The organism is Pontixanthobacter luteolus, assembly GCF_009828095.1.
Taxonomy (GTDB): domain Bacteria; phylum Pseudomonadota; class Alphaproteobacteria; order Sphingomonadales; family Sphingomonadaceae; genus Pontixanthobacter; species Pontixanthobacter luteolus.
The window spans coordinates 831,626-855,343 of record NZ_WTYP01000001.1; the positions used below are offsets into that span (position 1 = coordinate 831,626).

Annotated in this window: 22 protein-coding genes and 1 tRNA gene; 11 read left to right on the plus strand and 12 right to left on the minus strand. The window is 58.6% G+C overall.

Going from position 1 to position 23,718, the window contains the following annotated elements:
• The first annotated feature begins 22 nt into the window (after window positions 1-22).
• Window positions 23-985: a hypothetical protein gene (locus tag GRI43_RS03975; RefSeq protein WP_160729774.1), complete on the plus strand. Its 963-nt coding sequence runs from the start codon at window positions 23-25 to the stop codon at window positions 983-985.
• Between the two features lie 4 nt (window positions 986-989).
• Complete coding sequence (locus GRI43_RS03980; protein ID WP_160729775.1) at window positions 990-2,369, plus strand: sensor histidine kinase; 1,380 nt, start codon at window positions 990-992, stop codon at window positions 2,367-2,369.
• Between the two features lie 19 nt (window positions 2,370-2,388).
• Here the strand turns inward: GRI43_RS03980 and GRI43_RS03985 are convergent, their stop codons facing one another.
• Together GRI43_RS03985 and gltX are read right to left on the minus strand one after the other, a co-directional pair.
• Window positions 2,389-3,675 (minus strand): citrate synthase, encoded by a 1,287-nt coding sequence (locus tag GRI43_RS03985; RefSeq protein WP_202391650.1) that lies wholly within the window; start codon window positions 3,673-3,675, stop codon window positions 2,389-2,391.
• 36 nt (window positions 3,676-3,711) lie between these two features.
• Complete coding sequence (gene gltX / locus GRI43_RS03990; RefSeq protein ID WP_160729777.1) at window positions 3,712-5,139, minus strand: glutamate--tRNA ligase; 1,428 nt, start codon at window positions 5,137-5,139, stop codon at window positions 3,712-3,714.
• Window positions 5,140-5,168: 29 nt separating this feature from the next.
• Between gltX and GRI43_RS03995 the strand changes: the two genes are divergently transcribed.
• On the plus strand, window positions 5,169-7,358 hold the full coding sequence (locus GRI43_RS03995; RefSeq protein WP_160729778.1) for a ComEC/Rec2 family competence protein: 2,190 nt from the start codon (window positions 5,169-5,171) through the stop codon (window positions 7,356-7,358).
• Between the two features lie 30 nt (window positions 7,359-7,388).
• Here the strand turns inward: GRI43_RS03995 and lexA are convergent, their stop codons facing one another.
• From lexA to GRI43_RS04040, 9 genes are all read right to left on the minus strand, one after another.
• A complete protein-coding gene (gene lexA, locus GRI43_RS04000; protein ID WP_160729779.1) occupies window positions 7,389-8,078 on the minus strand; it encodes a transcriptional repressor LexA in 690 nt (229 codons plus the stop codon).
• A gap of 85 nt (window positions 8,079-8,163) precedes the next feature.
• Complete coding sequence (locus tag GRI43_RS04005) at window positions 8,164-9,348, minus strand: molybdopterin molybdotransferase MoeA (RefSeq protein WP_160729780.1); 1,185 nt, start codon at window positions 9,346-9,348, stop codon at window positions 8,164-8,166.
• Window positions 9,345-9,818 carry a cyclic pyranopterin monophosphate synthase MoaC gene (moaC, locus tag GRI43_RS04010; RefSeq protein WP_160729781.1) on the minus strand — a complete coding sequence of 158 codons (474 nt, stop codon included), beginning with the start codon at window positions 9,816-9,818 and terminating at the stop codon, window positions 9,345-9,347. The genes GRI43_RS04005 and moaC overlap by 4 nt, the downstream gene beginning before the upstream one ends.
• Window positions 9,819-9,827: 9 nt before the next feature.
• A complete protein-coding gene (gene trpC / locus GRI43_RS04015; RefSeq protein WP_160729782.1) occupies window positions 9,828-10,613 on the minus strand; it encodes an indole-3-glycerol phosphate synthase TrpC in 786 nt (261 codons plus the stop codon).
• Window positions 10,610-11,602 (minus strand): anthranilate phosphoribosyltransferase, encoded by a 993-nt coding sequence (gene trpD / locus GRI43_RS04020; RefSeq protein WP_160729783.1) that lies wholly within the window; start codon window positions 11,600-11,602, stop codon window positions 10,610-10,612. The genes trpC and trpD overlap by 4 nt, the downstream gene beginning before the upstream one ends.
• The gene (locus GRI43_RS04025) at window positions 11,599-12,198 is read right to left on the minus strand and encodes an anthranilate synthase component II (RefSeq protein WP_160729784.1); all 600 of its coding nucleotides are present in this window, start codon (window positions 12,196-12,198) and stop codon (window positions 11,599-11,601) included. The genes trpD and GRI43_RS04025 overlap by 4 nt, the downstream gene beginning before the upstream one ends.
• A 13-nt stretch (window positions 12,199-12,211) precedes the next feature.
• Window positions 12,212-13,033: a phosphodiester glycosidase family protein gene (locus GRI43_RS04030; RefSeq protein WP_160729785.1), complete on the minus strand. Its 822-nt coding sequence runs from the start codon at window positions 13,031-13,033 to the stop codon at window positions 12,212-12,214.
• Entirely contained in the window at window positions 13,030-14,553 is a 1,524-nt protein-coding gene (gene trpE, locus GRI43_RS04035) for an anthranilate synthase component I (protein ID WP_160729786.1), read from the minus strand. The genes GRI43_RS04030 and trpE overlap by 4 nt, the downstream gene beginning before the upstream one ends.
• Before the next feature lie 18 nt (window positions 14,554-14,571).
• A complete protein-coding gene (locus GRI43_RS04040) occupies window positions 14,572-16,506 on the minus strand; it encodes a peptidylprolyl isomerase (RefSeq protein ID WP_160729787.1) in 1,935 nt (644 codons plus the stop codon).
• A gap of 218 nt (window positions 16,507-16,724) precedes the next feature.
• On the opposite strand from GRI43_RS04040, the gene tpiA reads away from it, so the two are divergent.
• The 3 genes from tpiA to GRI43_RS04055 all read left to right on the plus strand — a co-directional run bounded on the left by tpiA (window position 16,725) and on the right by GRI43_RS04055 (window position 19,634).
• Entirely contained in the window at window positions 16,725-17,489 is a 765-nt protein-coding gene (gene tpiA, locus GRI43_RS04045) for a triose-phosphate isomerase (protein WP_160729788.1), read from the plus strand.
• A 79-nt stretch (window positions 17,490-17,568) separates the two neighbouring features.
• Entirely contained in the window at window positions 17,569-17,910 is a 342-nt protein-coding gene (gene secG / locus GRI43_RS04050) for a preprotein translocase subunit SecG (RefSeq protein WP_160730627.1), read from the plus strand.
• An 89-nt stretch (window positions 17,911-17,999) separates the two neighbouring features.
• Entirely contained in the window at window positions 18,000-19,634 is a 1,635-nt protein-coding gene (locus GRI43_RS04055; protein ID WP_160729789.1) for a CTP synthase, read from the plus strand.
• Between the two features lie 400 nt (window positions 19,635-20,034).
• Here the strand turns inward: GRI43_RS04055 and GRI43_RS04060 are convergent, their stop codons facing one another.
• On the minus strand, window positions 20,035-20,508 hold the full coding sequence (locus GRI43_RS04060; RefSeq protein ID WP_160729790.1) for an Hsp20 family protein: 474 nt from the start codon (window positions 20,506-20,508) through the stop codon (window positions 20,035-20,037).
• 173 nt (window positions 20,509-20,681) lie between these two features.
• On the opposite strand from GRI43_RS04060, the gene grxC reads away from it, so the two are divergent.
• The 5 genes from grxC (at window position 20,682) to GRI43_RS04085 (ending at window position 23,717) form a co-directional block, all read left to right on the plus strand.
• Window positions 20,682-20,945: a glutaredoxin 3 gene (grxC, locus tag GRI43_RS04065; protein ID WP_160729791.1), complete on the plus strand. Its 264-nt coding sequence runs from the start codon at window positions 20,682-20,684 to the stop codon at window positions 20,943-20,945.
• 6 nt (window positions 20,946-20,951) lie between these two features.
• A complete protein-coding gene (locus GRI43_RS04070) occupies window positions 20,952-21,776 on the plus strand; it encodes a carbon-nitrogen hydrolase family protein (protein ID WP_160729792.1) in 825 nt (274 codons plus the stop codon).
• A complete protein-coding gene (locus tag GRI43_RS04075) occupies window positions 21,773-22,258 on the plus strand; it encodes a DUF1178 family protein (RefSeq protein WP_160729793.1) in 486 nt (161 codons plus the stop codon). Before GRI43_RS04070 ends, GRI43_RS04075 begins: the two co-directional genes overlap by 4 nt.
• 40 nt (window positions 22,259-22,298) lie before the next feature.
• Window positions 22,299-22,375 (plus strand) — tRNA-Arg (locus GRI43_RS04080).
• Window positions 22,376-22,739: 364 nt separating this feature from the next.
• Window positions 22,740-23,717, plus strand: a complete 978-nt coding sequence (locus tag GRI43_RS04085) for a DUF11 domain-containing protein (protein WP_160729794.1) — start codon at window positions 22,740-22,742, stop codon at window positions 23,715-23,717.
• Window position 23,718: the final 1 nt, after the last annotated feature.

The following is a 23,718-nucleotide window of genomic DNA, read 5'->3' on the forward strand; positions in this document are numbered from 1 at the left end:
CATACTGGGCTAAGGCAGCGGGATGAGCGATACCACCGCAAACCACGAAGCCGGAATTCCGGTAGAAAACGTACTTCGTGAAGAGCTCGCCCATGGCGATGCCGTGCTCGGTACAACTGCGCCTATTCTTGGGCATCTTGTCCTGAGCTCGGCAAATTCGCTCTTCAGTGACGAGATCGTTGCGCAGGTTCGCGGCATGGCCGCCAGCATCGCTTCTCAATTGCTTTCCGCACAGGCGAAAGCGGTCAATACAGAAGCCCTTGATGCCTATATCGAGCAGCGGCGCGATCCGTTGGTTGAAGCGCTCCTTTCCAAGAACGAGTTTCTGTTTCACCTGCATGCGCTGACAGTTGAACGCCAGTTGGCTGCACGGTTAGAATCGCGAAACGCAATCGATCTGGTGCTCTCACCGCTGTTGCAGGCATTGGTGTCTTCCGATGACGCGAATACATCGAGCACGGCAATGTCGGTGCTCGCTGCGCAGTCTCGTTTTATCCAGCATCAGCGGCGCATGGAATTGCCGCTGAATGAATTGCCGGGCGACCTGTTCCATGCAGCGATCCAACATTGGCGCGCGCTGGATAACGGTGAGAATGAAGAAACCGCAGACCAAGTGGAAGAGCAGCTCAGAAGTGCATATAATGAAGGCGACGGACGGGCCGGATTGCTCGCGCGTCTGGTGTCAGGGATGGGCAGCGGGAGCCGGGCTGCGCTATCGATCAGCCATGCGGGGGTCGCAATTTTCTTGACCGCAGTCGCGCTATCGACCGCTCAAAGCCGCGACCTCGTGGCAATGTCCACCTCGGATCGTCAGCTCGGACGGCTCGCTCTCGCACTACGAGCAACCGGATTAAAGCCGAGCGAAGTCGAAGAGCAGTTTGTGCATATCCATCCGGAAATATCGCTCCCGGATGGTTTCGACATGCTTCGCGTGGACCGCGCAGCGCAGTTGCTTGCATCGTCAGACGGCTTTGGGGCCGCTTGATCCGATGAACAAACTTTCCGGAAATTTCATCGCCCGCGCGCGCACAGATGAGGCGGACAGGTTGGTCGAGGCTCAGGAGCCTCTGGCATCGCTCCAGCAGAATTGCGGCGGAGAAATTCCGGGCGACCTGGCGATTCCCGAACTGCGCGAACTGGTTCTGAAAGTCCGCCAATCCAACCTTAAGCTCGCACGTTCAATTAGCGCGTTCGATGGTGAAGACGTTGTCACTGCCTGGGTTGAAGTCACCCCTGCACGCAAGGACGGAGACGGCTGCTATATCGGTGTAGCAAACTGGCAGACCAGTCCGGTGCCCGAACAGAGCGAGGCGGCCAGTGCGGCCCGCAGACAGGCGGTCGACGAGTCAGTGGCCGAACTAAACGCTCGGCTCGATTCAAAACAGAACATTCTGACCGTCGAAAGTGAAGCACGTGATCTTGCTGATCTGACCGCTAGGATGCGTCATTCGCGCGGTACCCCATGGACCGATTTCGTGGAATTCCCGTCGAATACGCATGAGCAGCCTATGCATTGGCGCCTGCTGGACGGTGCGCAGTGCACTGTCGAAGGGTCCGACCGTATCTGGACGGCAAGTCTTGTTCCACTCGGGCGGCCCGAGCCGGGCAGTAGCGGTTTCGACCTGTATCTGGTTGCGGATCGTCCGCTCGTCGACCGGCGAAAGCCGCTCGCGGAGCCAAAGCCGGATACTATGCATTCGATCGGGCGAGATCTTTCACCGGTTCTGCGTCAGCCGATCGCTCGCATTATCGCCAATGCAGAAACGATCCGCTCTAAAATGGCGGGGCCGCTGTCGGAAGAATACAGCGGATATGCCGCCGATATTGCGACCGCAGGGCAGCACCTGATGTCGTTGATAGAGGATCTCGCCGATCTGGAAGTTGTCGAGTCAGAAGACTTTACCACCGCGCCGGATCAGATTGATCTAGCCGATGTGGCGCGCCGCGCTGCGGGTATCCTCGGGGTGCGGGCAAAAGAACGGTCGATTTCGCTGAAAGCGCCGGGTCCGGAAATCTCGGTTCCTGCGACAGCTGAGTTCCGCCGCGCGCTGCAGATTCTGCTCAATCTGGTGGGCAACGCTATCCGCTATGCCCCTGAGGGTTCGGAAGTCGAGATTTCAGCAAGGCTGACCAAGTTTGGCGCGCAGGCCAGCGTTTCCGACGAAGGGAAGGGCCTGTCGGAGGAACAGCAAGCTGTCGTGTTCAAGAAATTCGAACGGCTTGGCCGCAGCGGAGACGGCGGTTCTGGCCTCGGTCTGTACATTTCGCGCAAGATTGCCCGCGCAATGGGCGGGGACCTGACAGTAAAAAGCGCGCCCGACAAAGGGGCGCGCTTCATACTGGATGTGCCGCCTGCCGAAGCAGGCTGACACTTCCATTCTGTTCTGATTACCGGTTGCCTACAGGCACGTAGTCGCGCTCGGTCGGGCCGGTGTACAGCTGACGAGGGCGACCAATAACCTGGCCTGGATCGGAGATCATTTCGTTCCACTGGGCGACCCAGCCGACTGTACGTGCAAGCGCGAACAGTGCGGTGAACATGGTCGTCGGGAAGCCGATCGCCGACAGGATGACGCCGGAGTAGAAGTCTACGTTCGGGAAGAGCTTCTTCTCTCTGAAGTAATCGTCGTTGAGCGCCATTTCTTCGAGGGCAAGAGCCGTTTCAAAGACCGGATCGTTGACCTTGAGTGCGTCGAAGACCTCACGAACGGTCTTCTGCATCACTGTCGCACGCGGATCATAGTTTTTGTAAACACGGTGACCGAAGCCCATCAGACGGAACGGATCGTTCTTGTCCTTGGCACGCTCGATATAATGCGGGATGCGGTCGGGAGTCCCAATTTCGCGGAGCATATTGAGCGCTGCCTCGTTCGCACCACCATGTGCCGGGCCCCAAAGGCAGGCAATGCCGGCCGCGGTGCAGGCAAACGGGTTGGCGCCGGAAGAACCTGCGAGACGGACGGTGGAGGTCGAAGCGTTTTGCTCGTGATCGGCATGGAGGATGAAGATCCGGTCCATCGCCTTCTCGACAGCAGGAATAACTTCGTATTCCTCAGCAGGAACGCCGAAAGTCATGCGCAGGAAATTGCCGGTGTAGCTGAGCGAATTGTCAGGCTGCAGGAAAGGCTGCCCGATCGAATATTTGTAGGCCCACGCCGCGATTGTCGGCATCTTTGCGATCAAACGGTGGCTGGAAATCTTCCGGTGCTCAGGGTCGGAAATGTCCGTGCTGTCATGATAGAAAGCCGAGAGCGCGCCAACCACGCCGCACATGATTGCCATCGGGTGCGCATCACGGCGGAAACCCTGATAGAACTGGCGTAGTTGATCGTGCAGCATCGTGTGACGGGTGATCGTGTAGGTGAAATCATCCAGCTCATCGCCCGACGGCAGTTCGCCATTCAGCAGCAGATAGGCAGTTTCCATGAAGCTGGAATGTTCAGCCAGCTGGCCAATGGGATAACCGCGGTGCAGCAGCACGCCTTCGTTACCATCGATATAGGTCAGGGCGCTTTCACAGCTAGCCGTCGACTTGTAACCGGGATCGAAAGTGAACGCGCCTGTCTGGCCGTACAGTTTCCTGATGTCGATTACGTCCGGGCCAGTGCTGCCCTCTAATACCGGGAAGTCGTAGGTTTGACCGCCGAAATCCAGTTTTGCCTGTTTATCCGCCAACATTATTCTCCTTAAACCGGGTTTCCGTGTGCGCCTTCACGACGCGGCTTGCGCGTCTATCCGCGCGAGCGATTCATCTCGTCCCAACAGGACCAGCACATCGAAAATCCCGGGTGACGTGGTCGTTCCGGTAAGCGCCGCTCTCATAGGCTGCGCCAATTTGCCGAGGCCCAGTTCGAGCTCCTCTGCAAGTGCTTTCGTAGTGGCTTCGAGAGCCTCGATTGTCCAGTTGTTTTCCGACTTGAGGCGCGAGGACAGCTTCCCGAGCAACAATCTTGCGTCGTCCGTCAGCAGCTTCCCCGCCTTTTCAGTCATTTCCAATGGCCGTTTGGCGAAAAGAAATGCCGATCCCTCAACCAGATCATTGATATTCTTTGCGCGGGTTTTGAGCACCGGCATGGCCTGAGCGAGCAGAGCGGCGTCTGCCTCATTGCCAATCTCGTCAGCGACCAGTTCGGCGAGCCGGGTGTCGTCCGCTTCGCGAATGTAGTGCCCGTTCAGGTTTTCAAGTTTCTTGAGATCGAAACGCGAGGGGCTTTTCCCCACTCCGTCCAGGGTGAAAAGTTCAATAGCCTCTTCGCGGGTGATTTCTTCCTTGTCACCATGACCCCAGCCAAGGCGCAGCAGATAGTTGAACAAAGCCTCAGGAAGGATGCCCATCTCGTCGCGGTATGCCTCGACCCCCAGCGCGCCGTGGCGCTTCGACAGTTTAGCGCCGTCGCTGCCGTGGATCAGTGGGATGTGGGCATAGGTGGGATCGCTCCATCCACCTTCAATCGCATCCATTGCGCGATAAATCGGCAATTGGCGAAACGCATTGTTCAGGTGATCATCGCCGCGAATGATGTGCGTGCAGCCCATGTCGTGATCATCGACCACCGCTGCCAGCATGTAAGTGGGCGTGCCATCAGCGCGCAGGATGATGTAATCGTCAACTTCCTCGTTGCGTACAGTGACCCGGCCCTGGACCAGGTCCTCGATAGCGGTTTCACCCTCGGTCGGGGTTTTCAGACGTACCGTGAAAGGTGCATCCTGCGGTGCTTCGGACGGGTCTCGGTCACGCCAGCGGCCGTCATAGCGCAGGGGCTGCTTGGCTGCGCGCTGTTCTGCGCGCATTTGCTCAAGCTCTTCCGTAGTCGCATAGCATCGATAGGCATGGCCGTTTTCGAGCAGCTTGTTTGCGACTTCAGCATGCCGGTCAGCACGCGATGACTGGAAAACCGGTTCCTCGTCATAATCCAGGCCGAGCCAGTTCAGACCATCCAGGATAGCGTCGATTGCTTCCTGTGTGGAACGCTTGTGATCGGTATCCTCGATACGCAGCAGTGCCTTGCCGCCGTGGTGGCGTGAGAAGAGCCAGTTGAACAATGCGGTTCGCGCGCCGCCAATGTGCAGGAAACCTGTGGGCGATGGTGCGAAACGGGTCACCACCGTGTTGTCTTTGGCCGCGCTATTGCTTGCCATAACCGACTGTTTCCTTTCAAATAGTCCGCATGGCTGCCAGCGAAGTTCAAGTACCCTTTGATGATGAGTCAAATGAGCCGCCGGACGATGCCAATGCTGCAGTGCAGCGCCAATGGCTTAGCTTGCCGCAATTGTCCAGCATTGCAGCTGTTTTGGAACAATTTCTCAATCGCGCGGGCTTTGAGAAAGGCCCGTGGCTAACCGTCTGTTTCGCTATCGGTATCGCGCTGTGGTTCCAGTTGGAAAATTTTTGGGAATGGGGCGCTGTGCTGATCCTATGCTCAGGCGCAGCCATTGCCGCAATCTGCTGGGGTTGGAGGCACGAACGCCATCCGGTTTTGAGGCAATCTGCCATAGCGATCCTGCTGATGATCACACTGGGATTGAGCGTGGTTTGGGCGCGGTCGGAGATCGTGGGGGCTGACGCCATCGAGCGCCCCCAAGTTACGGTTTTGACCGGAAGGATATTGGAGCGCGACGAACAGCCCGCGCGGGACCGGGTCAGACTGGTGCTTGCCACGCGCGATCCGGCATCAGGAGATGCTCTGAAAATCCGAGTAAACGTGCCGCAAAGTGCAGATCAGGCTGACTTGCTGGAAGGCTCTGTGGTGAGGCTGCGGGCGCGACTGATGCCTCCTGCGCCTCCGATGCTTCCCGGAGCGTACAATTTTTCGCGCACCGCATGGTTTGCAGGGCTTGCAGCGACCGGATCGGTTCTCGGCGACATTGCGGTGGTCGAGCCTGCGAATGAGACAGATGCCTTGGCCAGCACGCAGCGCCAACTTGCCAGCCATGTACGGAGCCAATTGGACGGATCGGCCGGCGCAATCGCTTCGGCACTGGCCAGCGGGGACCGCGGCTCGATCAGCGATGCGGATGAAGAGGCGATGCGCGATGCCGGGCTGACCCACCTGTTATCAATCAGCGGCCTGCACGTCAGCGCCGTGATCGCTGCTGCCTATCTGATTGCTATCAAACTATTAGCGCTATGGCCGTGGCTCGCACTTCGCGCGCGGCTTCCGCTCGTGGCAGCAGGTTTTGCTGCGCTAGCGGGTGTCGGATATACTTTGCTTACAGGTGCGGAGGTCCCGACAGTCAGAAGCTGCGTCGGGGCAATACTCGTGCTCGCGGCGCTTGCTCTTGGCCGTGAACCCTTGTCGCTGCGAATGGTCGCGGCAGCAGCGCTGTTCGTGCTTTTCCTTTGGCCTGAGTCTCTGGTTGGACCAAGCTTTCAGATGAGTTTCGCAGCGGTGCTGGCCATCGTCGCATTGCACAATTCCGCCCCGGTACAGGCCTATCTGGCTCCGCGAGAGGAATCGTGGTTTTCCAGAAGCGGGCGGCGAGCGGTGATGTTGCTGGTTACCGGAATGGTGATTGAAATCGCGCTGATGCCGATCGTGCTTTTTCATTTTCACAGGGCCGGGGTCTACGGTGCATTTGCGAATGTTGTGGGCATACCGCTAACGACTTTCTTCTCCATGCCGCTGATCGGGCTGGCGCTCTTTCTCGATATTTTCGGGCTGGGCGCGCCGGCATGGTGGGCTGCAGGCAAGTCTCTGGAGATTCTGATCGGTATTGCGCATTTCACTGCGTCGCAGCCAGGTGCTGTCAAGCTGATGCCCGAAATGGACGGAGGCATCTTTGCGTTGTTTGTGTCTGGCGGGATTTGGCTGGCGCTGTGGCGCGGGCGCGTCCGGTTGCTTGGTTTCGTCCCAGTGGTTCTGGCGGCAATGCTGTTTCTCGCAAGCCCAGTCCCCGATCTGCTCGTCTCCGGTGATGGCCGGCATGTGGGGGTTGCAGGCGAGGGCGACCGCTTGCTCGTTCTGCGCGAGAGCAGAAGCGATTATGCCAGAGACAACTTGCTGGAGCTGGCGGGGATGGACGGCGAGCCGGTACCTCTCGGTAAGTGGCCTGATGCAAATTGCAGCCCGGACTTCTGCGTCCTGCCCGTCACAAGAGAGGGGCGGACGTGGCAAGTCCTGATGGCTCGCAGCAACATCCGTATCGAGGAGCGAGCACTTGCCGCAGCATGCGACCGGTCGGACATTGTAATAGCCGACAGATACCTGCCGCGATCATGCAAACCCAAATGGCTCAAGGCCGACAGACGGATGCTTGATCGAACGGGAGGTCTGGCAATCAATCTAACCAATGGGACCTATAACAGCGTGGCCGATGCGCAGGGCGACCATGGCTGGTGGCGAGGGGAGCGGGACTGACCCGCTCCCTCATGCCGGTTGAATGAAAACTCAGTGATACCGGCGAAGCAAGCCGGCAAGTTTGCCCTGAACCTGAACCTGACCAGGCTGGTAAACCTGCGGCGAATGCGACGGGTTTGCCGGGTCAAGCCGGACCATTCCGCCATCGCGGTGCAGATATTTCAGAGTAGCTTCCTCATTATCCACCAGTGCCACGACGATCTCGCCATCCCGCGCAGTGTCGGTGCGTTTGACCAGTGCGAAGTCGCCATCGAAAATGCCTGCTTCGATCATGGAATCACCCGAAACTTCGAGAGCATAATGATCGCCTGGGCCAAGCAGTGCTGCTGGAACAGGCAGGCTGCTCTGCCCCTCCAGCGCTTCGATCGGTGCGCCCGCCGCAATGCGACCATGGAGAGGAAGCTCGATCACATCGTTCGCCGGTGCGGGTTGCGGCGCAGGAGCCGACCTTGTCCGTGATACGACATCATTTGCTGGCGCGGCTGCGGCGATGCCCGGCACCGCATCTTCAGGGTTCTTGAGAACTTCGAGGGCGCGCGCTCGATTTGGCAGCCGCCGAATAAATCCGCGCTCTTCCAATGCGGAGATAAGGCGGTGGACACCGGATTTGCTCTTTAGGTCGAGCGCTTCCTTCATCTCTTCGAAAGAGGGGGAAATTCCCGATTCTTCCAGACGTTTCTGGATGAACAAAATCAATTCGTGCTGCTTAGCCGTCAGCATGGCGCATGCTCCTCTGTCGCCCTTGTCGATCCGCTCGCACAAATGCGAACGAATGCGGAACAATTAGGCAACCTTCTTGCTCTGGTCAAGCAATTCCGCCATTTTTGATGAAGTAGACCGGAACATCCGTTCCCGCTTTGAGCGCCGGGGAATGCTCCGGCCTTTCAATCAGGATGTCTGAGTTGGCGAGTGCGGCCAAGGCGCCGCTGTCCTGATTTGAAAGCGGATGTGCCATGCCGTCTTGCATCACACCGCGTGTGAATGTGCGGCGGCCAACTGTCGCAGAAAGCGGCATCGCGCATGGGACCATCAGCGGTTTCGGAATGCATGCGTCTGCGCCGAGCATTTTTCGGATTGCGGGCAGCATAAACAAGAACCCGGTCACAAAACTGGACGCAGGATTGCCCGGCAACCCCAGGATGATTTGTGTGCCCCGACTGGCAACCATCAGCGGCTTGCCCGGCTTCATCGCGATCCGCCAGAAGTCGATCTTTCCGCCAACGGCATCAAGAGCTGGCCGGACCAGGTCATGATCGCCAACGGAGGCGCCCCCGCTAAACACCACCAGATCATGTTCGCTGGCAGCCTCCAGTGCATCGGCCAGCGCTGAGAGCTTGTCGGCCACAGGTTCACCTCTGGTAATGCGGCAATGTTCGCCAGTTGCCAGCATTTCAAGCATGAGGCCGTTTGTCGCAGGAATGAGGTGAGGGGCGCAATCGCCGATCTCTGCTGTCAGTTCATCACCGCATTCGATTATCGCCACAAGCGGCGGTTTTCGGACCGTGACATGGGCCACTCCGGCCATGGCCGCGAGAGCCATATGCGGCGCATCGAAGCGGGAGCCTGCATCCAATAGCTTCTCGCCTGATCGAAAATCCGACCCTGCATCGCGGAAACATCCAGTATCCACGGCTCGCGCGGTGCTCAGTGTCTCTGCATCAAGCTTGGCGTCTTCAACGAGGACAATCGCATCTGTGCCGGACGGGGTATGCGCGCCGGTCGATATTCTCGCTGCCTGCCCCGCAGCGATCGGCCCCTGAAACGGTGAACCGCAGCGGCTTTCACCGATTACTGTCCACGGGCCGTCACCGCAGACTGCAAAACCGTCCATCGCGGACAGCCGGACTGCGGGCTGCGTCCTATTGGCGACCAGAGGCGCGGCAAGATAATTGCGATGCGCCTGCGCCAGTGGCACGGTTTCTGCCGCGGTAGGGTGGATGAGGTCCAGAAGGCGTCGTTGCGCCACATGTAGTGGCAGCAAGTCGCTCATTCCTGTGCCTTCCAATCGCCCGATTTTCCGCCGGATTTCTCAAGCAATCTGACCCCGCCGATGACCATCGTCTTGTCCAGGGCTTTAGCCATATCGTAGATCGTCAGCAGAGCTGCTGAGGTGGCGGTCAGCGCTTCCATTTCGACACCGGTTTTCCCGGTCAGCCGGACTTCGGTGCGAGCGAAGATTGCGTCATCGAGAAACCGGAAGTCGATATCGACCGAACTGATCGGCAGCGGGTGGCACAGCGGTATGAGGTCGCTGGTCTTCTTGGCGGCCATAATGCCAGCGATACGCGCGGTTGCCAGAACATCGCCTTTCGGTGCGTTTCCATTCCTTACCGCTTCGAGAGCCATCGGAGACATGGTAATTCTGCCTTCTGCGACGGCGGCGCGCCTGGTTTCGGCTTTACCCCCCACATCAACCATATGCGCGCTACCGCTTTCGTCGAGATGGGTGAGCTTGCTCATTGCCGTTCCTTATCCTTCCAGCAACGTGAGGGTGGCGGCGGTGACATCTTCCTGACGCATCAGGCTTTCACCGACGAGGAAACAGCGTACCCCCGATTTTGCGAGGCGCTGACAATCTTCATGGCTGGAAATGCCGCTTTCCCCCACCAGAAGCGAGCCTTCAGGAGCGAACGGGACCAAGCGTTCTGTGACGGCCAGATCTGTAACGAAACGCTTCAGGTCGCGGTTGTTTACACCGATCAAACGCGATTTCAGATTGGCGGCGCGTTCCATTTCTGCTTCGTCATGCACCTCGACCAGGACATCCATACCATGCTCAATCGCGGCGTGCTCGATTTCAGCCATCTGGCCATCTTCCAGCGCAGCAACGATGATCAGGATCGCGTCCGCGCCAAGGGCGCGCGATTCCGCGACTTGCCAAGTGTCGACCATGAAATCCTTGCGCAGTGCGGGCAAGGAACACGCTGAGCGGGCCGCGACAAGATAATCCTCGTGACCTTGGAAATAGGGCGCGTCCGTCAGCACCGAAAGACATGCCGCGCCGCCAAGTTCATACTGCTTTGCATGTTCGGCAGGGCGGAAGTCTTCGCGGATCAGGCCTTTTGAAGGGGATGCCTTTTTGATCTCGGCGATCAGTCCAAATCCGGCCGCAGACCTTGCTTCCAAGGCGGCGCGAAAACCTCGCGGCCTTGTTTGTTCTGTGGCGCACTGTTCAAGCTCCGTCAAAGATATCGCAGCCTTGCGTTCAGCAACTTCGCCGCGCTTTACCGCGCATATTTCTTCGAGTTTGTTCACTTCGCCATCTCGATCCAGCGCGCCAGCAGTGTTTTTGCGCCGCCGCTGTCGAGCGCTTCTGCGGCCATGGCGGCGCCTTCTGACCAGTCTTCTGTCCGGCCCGCCACCACCAGTGCGGCAGCGGCATTGAACTGGACCGTTTCACGATAGGCGCTGTGGTCGCCATCCAGCAGCGCGGCCAGCGCCTTGGCATTGTGTGCCGGATCACCGCCGCGGATCGCCTCGAGCGGCGCGTGGTCCAAACCCGCCAATGCCGCATCGACGCGCTTCATGGCAAACTCGTTACCGGTTACATCGGCCAGTTCGTTCCCGCCGGCGAGGCTCAATTCATCCAGCCCCTCATCGCCCGAGACGATGAAAGTGCGCTCGGTTCCCAGTCTTGCGGCGGCTTCGCCATAGATCGACACATAGCCCGGGCGCGCGATACCGATCAGCTGGCGCTTCACGCCCACAGGGTTGGACAGCGGACCCATCAGGTTGAAGATGGTACGGCGGCCCAATTGTTTGCGAATTGGCTGGATACGCACCATCGCCGGGTGATGGTTGGGGGCAAACAGGAAACAGATGCCGATTTCGGCCAGTGTCTTTTCCGCAGTGCGCCCCGCTGCGGCCATATCCAGCCCGAGGACTTCCAGAGTGTCGGCGACGCCGGAAAGCGATGAAATCGCGCGGTTGCCATGCCGTGCTACGGGTACGCCGCATGCTGCGACGACCAGCCCGACTGCGGTCGATACGTTAAGCGTGTGGTGGCCATCGCCGCCTGTGCCGCATACGTCGATCGCGTTGTCCGGACCGGACACAGGAATGTAGCGGGCGCGCAGCGCCCGCGCGGCGCCGGCAATCTCGTCCGCCGTTTCACTGCGTTCGGTCATGGCAAGCAGGAAACGGGCGATTTCCTCGTCGCTCGCTTCGCCGTCGAGGATCCAGCCGAACACTTCTTCGGCTTCTGCTTCGTTCATATGCGGTACGGCGAGCGGCAGGTGCTTCATGAAAGGTCCTTCGGCATCAGGCCGCAAATACGCATGAAATTGGCAAGCAGGGCGTGACCGTGCTCGGTCGCGATGCTTTCCGGGTGAAACTGCACCCCGTGAATGGGTAGCGTCCGGTGGCGGAAACCCATCGCACAAACACCGTCGAGCCCAGGCGTTTCGCTGGTGGCGTTGACCACAAGGCTGTCTGGGATATCCTCGACAATCAGAGAGTGATAGCGGGTGGCAGTATAGGGTGAAGGCAACCCTTCGAACACACCGGTACCGTCATGGCTAACCGGTGAAGTCTTTCCGTGCATCAGTCCGCCGCGCACAACAGAGCCGCCGAAATGTTGCCCGATCGACTGATGGCCCAGACACACGCCCAGCAGAGGTTTACTCGCCTCGGCGCACGCGGCAACAAGGTCCAGGCTAATCCCGGCCTCGGATGGTGTGCAGGGACCTGGTGAAATCAGGAAACCTTCAGCACCGGTCGCGATTGCCTCGCTCGCGGAGAGTGCGTCGTTGCGCTTCACTTCGACGTCCGCGCCAAGTTCCATAAGGTAATGGACGAGGTTGAAAGTGAAGCTGTCGTAATTGTCTATGACTAGGATCATGATCTGTCTGCCGCTATTCGCGGTGCTCAACGATAATCAAGGGGCCGATGGCTGCGCCATTGTCCAGCCGCTTGCTTGCCGGGTCCCATAATTGGGAAACGTTCCCGTCAAGGAACAGGGCATTGGGCGTCTTGATCTCGTCCCGGAAATATCGTGCAAGAATACCGAAAGACACCGCTCCATCGGAGATGACGAAGTGCGCACGGCCTTCAGTATCCACTCCGACACCGTTCCGAACGGCCTTGGATGGGCCATCCTCTGCAATCTCAGGGTGCAATTTTCCAGCCACAACCAGCATCGGTCCGGATTGTGTGCCGAAGGCGGGCCGGTCACCTACATTTGAATAGAAATCGTTGGCCGTGCGGACTTCCCATTTACCAGCGGTGCCGAAGAAGACGCCATTGGGCTTGAGGTGGAAATTTCCGGGGCCATCGGCACGGTTCAATTCCTTCAGCCTGTCTCCGCCTTCGACGTAATAACCGATTGGCTTGCCTACCTTGTCAAACATTCCGCCATTCACGGCAAAAGCGACAAGGGCGGCATCCGCCGGGCGTCCAGCGGCAAGATTGGGGAGGCTGCGATACGGATCGCCGCCGTCAGGACCAAGATCCACGGTAATACGGTGTTTGGAAGGGTCTGCGATGCAATGGGTGAATGAAGCACCTTCAAATGTCGTGCGTTCACAGTCCGACGAACTTGCAGTGGTGCCGGTTGTCTGCACGCTTTCATCTGCGACACCGCTGCCGATTTCTGTCCGCATCACAGGGGTGCCCTCTGGGTCCTGCTCGCAAGCAGAGAGCAGTACGGCAGATGCAAGGACAAGAAGCGCTCTCATTGCCCGAACCCCGCTTCCTCTGCCACGCGAGCAGCCTCGCGTGCGGCGGCGATCAGTGCACCGGCTTTTGCCTCGCATTCGCGCTGCTCATAAGCCGGGTCGCTATCGGCGACGATCCCTGCGCCGGCCTGAACGTTCATCACGCCGTCTTTCACGACAGCGGTACGCAGGACGATACAGCTATCCACCGACCCATCAGGCGCGAAATATCCGACACCGCCGGCATACGCGCCGCGGGTTTCCGGCTCCAGTTCCGCGATAATCTCGCAAGCGCGGATCTTGGGCGCGCCGCTGACTGTTCCAGCCGGGAACCCGGCAAACATGGCATCGATCGCGTCATGTTCCGGGGCCAGATTGCCGACCACATTGCTTACGATATGCATGACGTGGCTGTACCGCTCCACCGTGAAGCTGTCGGTGACCTCCACACTGCCCTGAGATGCGACGCGGCCGACATCGTTTCGACCCAGATCGAGCAGCATCAGATGTTCGGCCCGCTCCTTTGCATCGGCAAGCAGGCTCTTTTCGGCTTCCCGGTCAGCCTCCGGGTTTTCACCGCGAGGCCGGGTTCCTGCAATCGGGCGGATCGTAACCTGGCCATCGCGGACGCGGACGAGAATTTCAGGGCTGGAGCCGACAACCGCAAACCCCGGAAGATCCAGGAAATAGAGGAACGGTGATGGATTGACCCGGCGCAGCGCACGGTAAAGCGCCAATGGCGGAAGCGGGAAGGGGCAGGTAAAGCGCTGCGCCAGCACAACCTGGAAAATATCACCCGCTTCGATGTACTCTTTTGCACGCAGGACCATCCGGGCATATTCGCCGCTGGCCATTGTCGGGGTCAGCTCCATTTCAGGGAGATCGACGGCAGAAACGGTTTCCCTGGCGGGTAAATTCAGCCTGCTCAGGATATCGTCGATACGGTCCGCAGCGCGTTCCAGCGCGCGCTCAATGTCTGAACCGTCCGCCCATAGCGGCGCGATTGCGAACAGCTCTTCAGTCAGGCCATCGAACACCAAAATTGCGGTCGGGCGTACGAACAGCATGTCCGGCAGGCCCAGATCGTTGTCCGGTGCGCGTGGCAATTTTTCCACCAGGCCGATGGTTTCATATCCAAAATAACCGACCAAGCAGGCGAGGGCGGGTGGCAGGGCATCGGGCACATCGATGCGGCATTCTTCGACCAGAGCGCGCAAGGCTGCGACGCTATCATCGCGTGCATCTGCAAAAGCATCGCGGTCATGCTTCCAGATGCGGTTGATCGATGCCGACGCGCCCGACGCCTTGAAAATCAGATCAGGGTCGAGTCCCAGCAGGCTGTAACGCCCGCGAATTTCGCCGCCTTCTACGGATTCCAGCAGGAAATCCCCGCGCCCCGGTTCGATCAGCTTGACCGCAGCGCCGACCGGCGTTTCGGTATCGGCGATGATCTTGCGCCAAACGAGCGCCGGCTTCCCCGCGCTGAGCTGAGCTCGCGCGGAATCGCTGTTCTCAAGATCTGCTTTGCCGGCGCTGCTCATCGAAAGGTCATGAACAGATCAGAGATCGCCGCTGAGCTGCTTGCGCAGAGCCTCGATCGCCGCTTCGTTCTTGTCGATGCCCATTTCCTTGCTGATCGCCGTACGCAGCTGAGCGCCGTATTCGCGCCCGCTCTGGATGCTCAATTCGCGCTTCGTCTGCTCGAACAGCGGATCGTCGGTTGCGATCGTGCCAGCTTCGATGTCGTTAAGGCGAATGACGAACCAGCCGCCGTCCCGCGGGGCTTCAAGGCGTTTCGTGGTGCCTTCCGCCATGCTGAAGAACAGCGCGAGAGGTGCAGGCACCTGGCCGCCCATCTGGGCCAGCTGAGCGCGGGTCAGTTTTACCGCATCGGGCCGGGGCAGGGTTGTCTCTTCTGCCTGCGCCGCAGCGGCAAGAGTATCGCCGCCTTCAACCCGCTTGAGAATGCGGTCAGCGGCAGCTTTCGCTTTTTTCGTGCCTTCGGACAGTTTCCATGCGCCTATCACGCCTTGCTTGATTTCAGCGAGAGGGGCCGCAGCCGAATCCGTGATGTCGGAAACTTCAAAAACCAGATATGTCTGGCCGGGTACGATCTCGGCCAATTGTGGTTCGCTCTCATCCATTTGAAACGCCGTCTGCAGGGCAGGGGCCAGCACGTCAGGGATACGTTCTTGTGCAGTGCTGCCATAGACGATCCCCGCGCCGGTCACCGGTTTCGTTGAAACCAGCTCCAAGCTCATATCGTCAGCGACTTCGCTGAGCGCAGCGCCATCATCGATGCGTTCTTCGATCTCGGCGGCCAGATCGGCCAGTGCACGGCGGCGTTTGTCCTGCCGCAGTGCCGTGAGAATTTCAGGGCGTGCCTGTTCAAGGTTACGGCCAGCCTTGCGGTCGATCTGGTCGACCCGCGCAACATGGAAGCCGAGCCCGCTGCGTGCCGGAGCAGCGATGGCGCCCCGATCCGCGGTGAATACTGCCTGGGCGACTGCTGCCGATGCCTGCGCGGAAAGGTCAGCCCGGGTTACCGGTCCGATCTTGGCTGTCTGAAGGCCTGCTTCACGTGCGGCGGCTTCCAGCGAACCGCCTGCACTTACGCGTTGCTGAATCGCGGCTGCAGCCTGCTGGGTCGGGACGATCAATTGAGTCATGGTACGTGTCTCGCTTGGCGCATAGACCGAGCGGTTTTCTTCGTAATAAGCAGCGATTTCTTGTGCCGTTGGTTCTGCGCGGTCGCCCAGGGCGTCGCTGCTGAACGTTGCGTAGCGGATCACACGGCGTTCCGGACGGATATAGTCACCGCGGGTCTCTTCGTAGAAAGCCTTCAGCTGCGCATCGGTCGGATCATTGGTCGGCGCGAATGCTGCCGCTGGGATAATGCTGATCGCACCTTCACGGCTCTCGCGAAGCAGCGATGCATAACGCACGGCAAACTTATCCGGGGTTTTTGCGCCGAAAGAGGCGGGAACGAGCAACTGACGAGCAAGCAGGCCAGCGCGAAGATCATCGCGGAAGAATGCTTCGCTCATGCCGCGCTGGCCCAGCGCAGCACGGTAGGTTTCTTCGTCGAAATTGCCGTCTGAACCGCGAAATGCCGGGATGTTGATGATTTCACTGTTCACCAGATTGGTGCCTGCCCTCAGACCAAACCGTTCTGCAAATGCCGAGATGGCAAACCGCTCGGTCAGTTGATCCAGCACAGTTTCCAACCCGTCCTGCTCGACAAAGGATTGCATCGACAGTGTCGGGTTCTGCTGCCGGGCGTTATCCACAGCGGCTGAAGCCGCACGGGACAAATCCGAAGCGCTGATCTTATCGTCGCCAACTACGGCCACTTGTTCGCCCGAAGCGACCCCGCCGCCGCCAAGCGTCGATACATCCGCGCTGGCAAAGGCGAAGGCGATAACCGCCAGAAACGCTAGGGTCAGGAAGATGCCCAGCTTGGACTGGAACATTTTGCGAATGAGGGAAATCATGCTTGGGTCTACATCCAGATTGAGAGCCGCCGATCTCGCATGCGGCTCTGGGAACAGTTTGGCCAAAGCCTTTATCGGCCCTGCGACCTCGCGGCAACAGGTTGCCAAGTCTTTTGACCTAAAGGAAAACTCCGTCTAGCGAACCTTGCGCTTAGCCCCATATAGTGGCGAGACCGATTCACCTTTACCCCCATATTCAAGTATTTCAGGAACTTAGCATGGCCGAGCGGCCCTATATTGTTGGCAATTGGAAAATGAACGGGACCCGTGCGATGCTTTCCGAAGTGCGCGCGATCGACCGTTCGTCGCAGCGACTGATGAAAGTGGAGGTCGCATTGGCCCCTCCGTACACACTGATTCACGCTGTCCATCGCGAAGTTGAACAGATCGGTGTGGGGGCGCAGGACTGCCACCCAGGCGTCGATGGTGCCAATACCGGCGACATCTCCGCATCGATGGTTGCAGACGCAGGCGCGAAATTCGTGATCCTCGGTCACAGCGAACGCCGCGAAAACCATAACGAAAGCAGCGAACTGATTCGCGCGAAAATCACCGCTGCCGTCGAGGCCGGGATGCGCGTAATTCTCTGCTGCGGCGAGAGCGAAGCCACAAGAGATGCTGGCGATGCCGAGGCGTTTGTCACAAAGCAGATCCGGGAATCGCTCCCCGATGTGCTCGACAATCCTACTGACCAGCTTACCGTTGCCTATGAACCGATCTGGGCGATCGGCACGGGCAGGACCCCCACACTGGATGATATTGCAGCGATGCATAGTTCGATCCACTCGACACTTGTCGACTTGTATGGCGAAGATCACGCAGCGCAGGTTCGCATTCTGTATGGCGGTTCGGTGAAGCCGGACAATGCAAAGGAATTGCTTGCAGTCGATGGTGTGGGCGGGGCTCTGGTGGGCGGCGCCAGCCTGGCGGCTGAAAGTTTCCTCGGCATCGTCCTTGCTGCCGCCGAGGCGCAGGACCAGTAACGATAGAGCAGCGCCTTGCCCTCGGGCTGTCTGGCGCTTACATGCTGCGGCAATCAACCAAGAGTAATCAAATATGTCCCTGTTTCTGTTTCTCACCGTCGTTCAGGCACTGATTGCCTTTGCAATGGTCATAGTCATCCTGATGCAACGCTCGGAAGGCGGCGGTCTGGGTGTCGGCGGGAGCCCGAACGGGATGATGAGTGCGCGCGGCGCTGCCGATTTCCTCAGCCGTTCGACAAAATGGCTGGCGATTGCGTTCGTGGTGTTGTCGATCGCCCTTGCAGCGATTGCGGTGGAATCCAGCGGCACGGGTGAAATCACATCCACCGTTGATCGCTCGGTTGCCGCTGGCGAAGCTGCACCGGCTGCCGCTCCGGTCGAAGCCCCGTCAGACGACCCGCTCGCGGACCTCGATAACTAATCTTTTTCAATAACACTTGTGGATGGATGCGCGCCTGCGCAGCAATGTGCTTGCGCCGACTCCGATTCCAGTCTTAAGGCCCAACTCCCATGGCGCGGTACATATTTATCACCGGCGGCGTGGTCTCCTCGCTCGGCAAAGGTCTCATGGCAGCAAGTCTTGCAGCATTGCTGCAGGCGCGCGGCTACAGTGTACGGATCAGGAAATTTGATCCCTATCTGAACGTCGATCCCGGAACCATGAGCCCGTATCAACACGGCGAAGTCTACGTTACCGACGACGGTGCGGAGACCGACCTGGATCTTGGTCACTATGAACGCTTCACGGGCGTGTCTGCCCGGCAGAGCGACAATGTGACCAGCGGGCGGATTTATCAGGACATTATCGCGAAGGAGCGCCGCGGCGATTACCTCGGCGCGACCGTACAGGTGATCCCGCACGTAACCGACGCGATCAAGGAATTCGCTGTCTCGGAGACAGAGGGGCTCGATTTCGTCCTGTGCGAAATTGGCGGAACGGTCGGGGACATCGAATCGCTGCCGTTTATGGAGGCAATCCGTCAGCTGCGGAACGAACTTGAACCGTTCCAGACGCTGAGCGTCCACGTGACGCTGGTGCCCTATATCGCCGCAGCGGGCGAGCTGAAGACCAAGCCGACACAGCACTCTGTGCGTGAACTGGCATCGCTTGGGATCAAGCCGGACGTCCTGCTTTGCCGCAGCGAACACGAAATACCCGAGAGCGAGCGGCGCAAGATCGCGCAATTCTGTAACGTGCGGCAGGAAGCAGTGATCCCGGCCCTCGATGCGCCGTCGATCTATTCCGTCCCGCTGCAATACCATCAGGAAGGCCTGGATACAGAGGTTCTCCGCGGTTTCGGGATTACCGACGCACCCGACCCGGACCTTTCGCGCTGGGATGATGTGACCGATCGGTTCTTCAATCCTGAGGGCGAGGTTACAATCGGCGTTGTAGGCAAATATGTCGGCCTGCAGGATGCGTATAAATCGCTGAATGAAGCGCTGATCCACGGCGGCCTTGCAAACCGGGTCAAGGTCAACATCCGCTGGATTGATGCAGAAGTCTTCGAAGAAGATGATGCTGCGATCGCTTCAAAGCTCGAGCCGCTGCACGGAATCCTTGTGCCCGGCGGGTTCGGTGAACGCGGAAGCGAAGGCAAAATTGCGAGCGTGCGTTTTGCACGTGAACGCAATGTGCCATTTTTTGGCATCTGCCTTGGCATGCAAATGGCATGCATCGAAGGCGCCCGTCTTGCCGGACACGACAAGGCATCTTCAACCGAGTTCGGCCCGACCGAGGAACCGGTGGTCGGCATCATCACTGAATGGATGGGCAAAGAAGGGCTGGAGAAACGCGCCGAGGATGGCGATCTGGGCGGTACCATGCGCCTGGGTGCCTATGACGCGAAACTTTCTCCCAACAGCCATGTCAGTGCTATTTACGGCGGGAAGACGGACATCTCCGAGCGGCATCGGCATCGCTACGAAGTCAACGCAGCTTACCGCGAATCACTTGAGGGTTGTGGACTGGTATTCTCGGGAATGTCGCCCGATGGACTTCTTCCAGAGATCGTCGAACGGCCTGAGCACCCTTGGTTTGTCGGTGTGCAGTTCCACCCGGAACTAAAATCCCGGCCCTTTGAACCTCATCCACTGTTTGATGGGTTCATTGCTGCTGCGGTTCGTCAATCCCGTCTCGTGTAAATCTGGTTGCCGATTAAAACCCAAAAAACAAAGGCTTCCTTTTCTCAAGATTTCGGATTGACCTTCATTTGGGTAATTTCAGGCAAGTCCAAAGCGTCCAAAATTGTGACGTGCACCACAAATCCGGGTCAAGACCCTTTATTTTCCTAGTGAAATCAAGCAAGGGTGACAGCGCGCGCTTCAATATGGGGTCGAAAGCGCTGCACGGTGGGTTATCCGAAATTTGGGCTTGTCCCGGATTTGATCGTCTTCTGCGACCCGGACGGTCAAATCCGGACGAGGCGACGCTTGTCGTCGCGGGGGTGGACTTTCGGGTCTGCCCCCAATTGATTCTGCACAATGAAAAGGCCCGCCATGCTTGACGCAGGACGGGCCTATATCAATTCGGAATGCGGCTGACTTAAGCGGCGTCTGCCTCGTCGCCATCATTCTTGACCACTTCCAGCGAAGCCTGGCCGTTCACCGAAATCTTTTTCGGTTTCATCGCCTCAGGTACCTCGCGCAGCAGATCAATGACGAGCAAGCCGTCTTCCAGCTTCGCGTCATCAACGCGGACATAATCGGCCAGTTCGAAACGGCGTTCGAAACCGCGGTTTGCGATCCCGACATGCAGCATGTCACCGCCATCTGCCTGTTCGTCTCGCTTCTTGCCCTGAATGGTGAGCAGGTTCTGCTGAGCGGTAATATCGAGGTCAGCTGGCTTGAAGCCCGCCACTGCAAGTGTGATGCGGTAATTGTCTTCGCCGCGACGCTCGATGTTGAAAGGGGGGTAATTGTCGCCACCGGTCGTACGCGCCTGATTTTCAAGCAAGTCGAAAAGGTGGTCGAAACCGACGGTGCTGCGGCGGTAGGGTGTGAAATCAAATCGTGACATTGTATCAAATCCTCTGTTGAGCAATTTGCCAGCCGGGGACCCGTTTGAAACGGCGACCCCGAAGGTTGAAGTTCCGGCCCGTTGCGGCGCCGGAAACATGTATTATCTAGGGTCAAACGCAGCGCGTTCAAGAGGCTGCGCAATCGGCCTGACGGCCAGGAAAGAGTTTCACGATGACCGCACCAAAAGTCGATATATATACGAAGTTTACTTGCGGCTATTGCCACCGCGCCAAGCAGCTGCTTGCCAGCAAAGGCGTGGATTTCACTGAATTCGACATCTCGATGGGCGGCCCGGACAAGGCAGCCATGCTGAAGCGTGCCCCGGGTGCGCGAACTGTGCCGCAGATATTCATCGGTGACCGGCACGTAGGTGGTTCGGACGAGCTGGCCGCGCTGGAGCGTGCAGGGGAGCTGGATGCCCTTCTGGCGGGATAGAAACCTATGCACCGCATTTCGATCCTTCAGATGACTTCGGGCATCGACCCGGAAGAAAATGGCTCTGCAATTGTGGCAGCTGTCAAGGCGACCGCAGAAGGTGGCGGCAAGATGCTGTTCACGCCGGAAATGTGCGGGTTGCTGGATCGGAATCGGAAAAGGGCCGCAAAACATATCGTTAGTGAGGGGCAGAACGGCGTCTTGACGTCAGTCTGTCAGGCGTGTGCGGAGCACGGTGTCTGGGCGTCGCTCGGTTCACTGCCGGTTCTGGCCGAGGCCGGAAGGTTCGCCAATCGTGCATTTGTAATTGATGCCGACGGCGAAATCCGTGGCAGATACGACAAGATCCATATGTTCGACGTGGACCTTGAGACCGGAGAAAGCTGGCGGGAATCCAATGCGTATCAGCCAGGAAATGCGGTTTCGACGATAGACACACCGCTTGGGAAACTGGGTCTGACAATCTGTTATGACATAAGGTTTCCTGCATTGTTTCAAGAACTTGGCGGACAAAGATGCGATCTGATCGCAATTCCAGCAGCGTTCACGGTCCCGACGGGGCGGGACCATTGGCATATCCTGCAGCGCGCCCGAGCGATTGAAGCAAGCGCTTTCGTGGTCGCTGCAGCGCAGGTTGGCCAGCATGAGGATGGCAGGGATACATACGGGCACAGCCTGGTGGTCGATCCTTGGGGCAAAGTGATCCTCGACATGGAGCAGCGAGAAGGGTTGGAGTTTGCAGAACTGGACCTCTCCAGGATCGAAGAAGTCCGCCGGCAGCTTCCCAGTCTTGCCAACCGCCGCGATATCCCTAGGTCTGACGCACCATGATTGTATTCGATCTCCACTGCGGCGAAGGGCACCGGTTTGAAGGTTGGTTCAAATCGACCGGTGACTTTGTTGAGCAGGGCAAAAATGGCTATCTGATGTGCCCGGAATGCGGGAGCACCCAGATTGCAAAGGCACCGATGGCGCCGGCCGTGCCAGTGAAGGGTAATGCACGAGCGCCTGATCAACCAGCCACCAGTCAGTCAACTGGAAGTGACAATGTTGCGCTTTCAAACAATAAGTTAGACCGGAAAGTTGTCAAATTTTTTGAAAAGTTGGCGACGGCTCAGGCGCAGGCTCTCAAGGACAGCAAATGGGTGGGCAAGGACTTTGCGGACAGATCGCGTGCCATGCACTACGGCGAACAGAAGCAGCAACTGATCCACGGGGAAGCGACGGCGGAACAGGCGCAGGACTTGATCGATGAAGGGGTTGCGGTTGCACCATTGCCGTTTCCCGTCACTCCGCCGGAAGATTTGAACTGATTGCATCGTGCGTCTGAGAGCCTTAGAGGCAATTTCGGTCGCGCCCGTAGCTCAGTCGGATAGAGCACCAGATTCCTAATCTGGGGGCCACAGGTTCGAATCCTGTCGGGCGCACCATACCCTGCAAATCATCTCTTTAGAGCACCTGGCCAATCCGGCGGCCTGAGCGATCTGCGCGTGCTTTTTATGGCCGTTCTGCCGTTCGCGCTCGCTGCGGTCGGCGGTCCATGTGCTCAATCTAGCCTGGGCTCCTAAGTGGGTTCCGGTTTCAGAGAAAGTGCAAAGCGCTGATTTTCGGACAATTTATCCGGCGTCCTGCAGCAGTGTTCGACCCAAGCATGGTTAACACAATATTTGCCTTGTCTGTTAGGCCTCGCAGGGGGCCTGAACGCTAGATTAACCGCAGAATACCTAGGTTGAGGGTCTGACAATCTTAGCGAATGCTAACCAGTTGCTAACCTTCGTGTGGCAAATGCCCCCTATGGCAAAAGTACTTATTACGTCCGCAAGGGTTATTTCAGGCTCGATCCTCCTCGCAATCGCCGCACCGGCGCTGGCTGAAGGTGTGCCTGCTGGGACCCTCATCGAAAACACCGCGAGCGCGACTTACGACGCAGGCGGCGGCGAAGAGACAATCGATTCAAACACTGTGGTGCTTAGGGTCGATGAGCTTCTTGACGTCGCGGTCGCATCGCTTGATCCAGGGCCGATCCCTGCGACGACCGGTGACGCTGTGCTGACATTTTCGGTCACCAACACGGGCAACGGTCCAGAAGCCTACTTCCTGACCGCCAATCCGGCGCAGGCAGGCAACGATTTCGATCCGACGGTTGATGGCATAGCTGTCGATACCAACGGTAACGGCGTCTACGATCCGGGTGTCGACGAAATCCTCGTCGGTCCGGAAACAACCGCGATCCTTGATCCCGACCAGATTCTTACAGTGTTTGTGTTGCTGAGCGTTCCGGCGGCTGCGGTCGACCTTGATCAGGCTGATGTGGATCTGCTCGCTGAAGCGGTGACAGGCACCGGCACCCCAGGCACGACGTTTGCCGGGCAGGGCGAAAACGGCGGCGATGCCGTGGTTGGCCCCAACGGTGCAGATGATAATGCCATCGGCACGATCATCGTTGGCATCACTACGGTCGACTTGGTCAAATCAGCTTCTGTCCTCGACCCGTTCGGCGGAACCACCGTCGTGCCCGGGTCGGTCATTACATATACAATAGCAGCCACGGTTACCGGCAGCGGTTCGGTTAACGGACTGCTGATCACCGACCCGATCCCGGCTGACACGACTTACGTCGCGTCCTCCCTCGCACTCGACGGCTCTGCACTGACAGATGCTGCCGACGCTGACGCCGGTGAGGCATCGGACGCGGCGGGCATCTCCGTAGACATCGGGACCGCTGCTGGCGGCACAGATTACTCCGTTACTTTCGACGTAAGCGTCGACTGAG

What these genes read in the sequence shown, in the direction of transcription:
- trpD (WP_160729783.1), bottom strand. Translation starts at nt 11,602, where the DNA reads ATGAAGCACCTGCCGCTCGCCGTACCGCATATGAACGAAGCAGAAGCC.
- tpiA (WP_160729788.1), top strand. Translation starts at nt 16,725, where the DNA reads ATGGCCGAGCGGCCCTATATTGTTGGCAATTGGAAAATGAACGGGACC.
- GRI43_RS04055 (WP_160729789.1), top strand. Translation starts at nt 18,000, where the DNA reads ATGGCGCGGTACATATTTATCACCGGCGGCGTGGTCTCCTCGCTCGGC.
- GRI43_RS04075 (WP_160729793.1), top strand. Translation starts at nt 21,773, where the DNA reads ATGATTGTATTCGATCTCCACTGCGGCGAAGGGCACCGGTTTGAAGGT.
- GRI43_RS03980 (WP_160729775.1), top strand. Translation starts at nt 990, where the DNA reads ATGAACAAACTTTCCGGAAATTTCATCGCCCGCGCGCGCACAGATGAG.
- GRI43_RS04025 (WP_160729784.1), bottom strand. Translation starts at nt 12,198, where the DNA reads ATGATCCTAGTCATAGACAATTACGACAGCTTCACTTTCAACCTCGTC.
- GRI43_RS04085 (WP_160729794.1), top strand. Translation starts at nt 22,740, where the DNA reads ATGGCAAAAGTACTTATTACGTCCGCAAGGGTTATTTCAGGCTCGATC.
- moaC (WP_160729781.1), bottom strand. Translation starts at nt 9,818, where the DNA reads ATGAGCAAGCTCACCCATCTCGACGAAAGCGGTAGCGCGCATATGGTT.
- GRI43_RS04040 (WP_160729787.1), bottom strand. Translation starts at nt 16,506, where the DNA reads ATGATTTCCCTCATTCGCAAAATGTTCCAGTCCAAGCTGGGCATCTTC.
- GRI43_RS03975 (WP_160729774.1), top strand. Translation starts at nt 23, where the DNA reads ATGAGCGATACCACCGCAAACCACGAAGCCGGAATTCCGGTAGAAAAC.
- GRI43_RS04005 (WP_160729780.1), bottom strand. Translation starts at nt 9,348, where the DNA reads ATGAGCGACTTGCTGCCACTACATGTGGCGCAACGACGCCTTCTGGAC.
- grxC (WP_160729791.1), top strand. Translation starts at nt 20,682, where the DNA reads ATGACCGCACCAAAAGTCGATATATATACGAAGTTTACTTGCGGCTAT.
- gltX (WP_160729777.1), bottom strand. Translation starts at nt 5,139, where the DNA reads ATGGCAAGCAATAGCGCGGCCAAAGACAACACGGTGGTGACCCGTTTC.
- GRI43_RS04060 (WP_160729790.1), bottom strand. Translation starts at nt 20,508, where the DNA reads ATGTCACGATTTGATTTCACACCCTACCGCCGCAGCACCGTCGGTTTC.
- GRI43_RS04030 (WP_160729785.1), bottom strand. Translation starts at nt 13,033, where the DNA reads ATGAGAGCGCTTCTTGTCCTTGCATCTGCCGTACTGCTCTCTGCTTGC.
- GRI43_RS04070 (WP_160729792.1), top strand. Translation starts at nt 20,952, where the DNA reads ATGCACCGCATTTCGATCCTTCAGATGACTTCGGGCATCGACCCGGAA.
- trpE (WP_160729786.1), bottom strand. Translation starts at nt 14,553, where the DNA reads ATGAGCAGCGCCGGCAAAGCAGATCTTGAGAACAGCGATTCCGCGCGA.
- lexA (WP_160729779.1), bottom strand. Translation starts at nt 8,078, where the DNA reads ATGCTGACGGCTAAGCAGCACGAATTGATTTTGTTCATCCAGAAACGT.
- GRI43_RS03995 (WP_160729778.1), top strand. Translation starts at nt 5,169, where the DNA reads ATGGCTGCCAGCGAAGTTCAAGTACCCTTTGATGATGAGTCAAATGAG.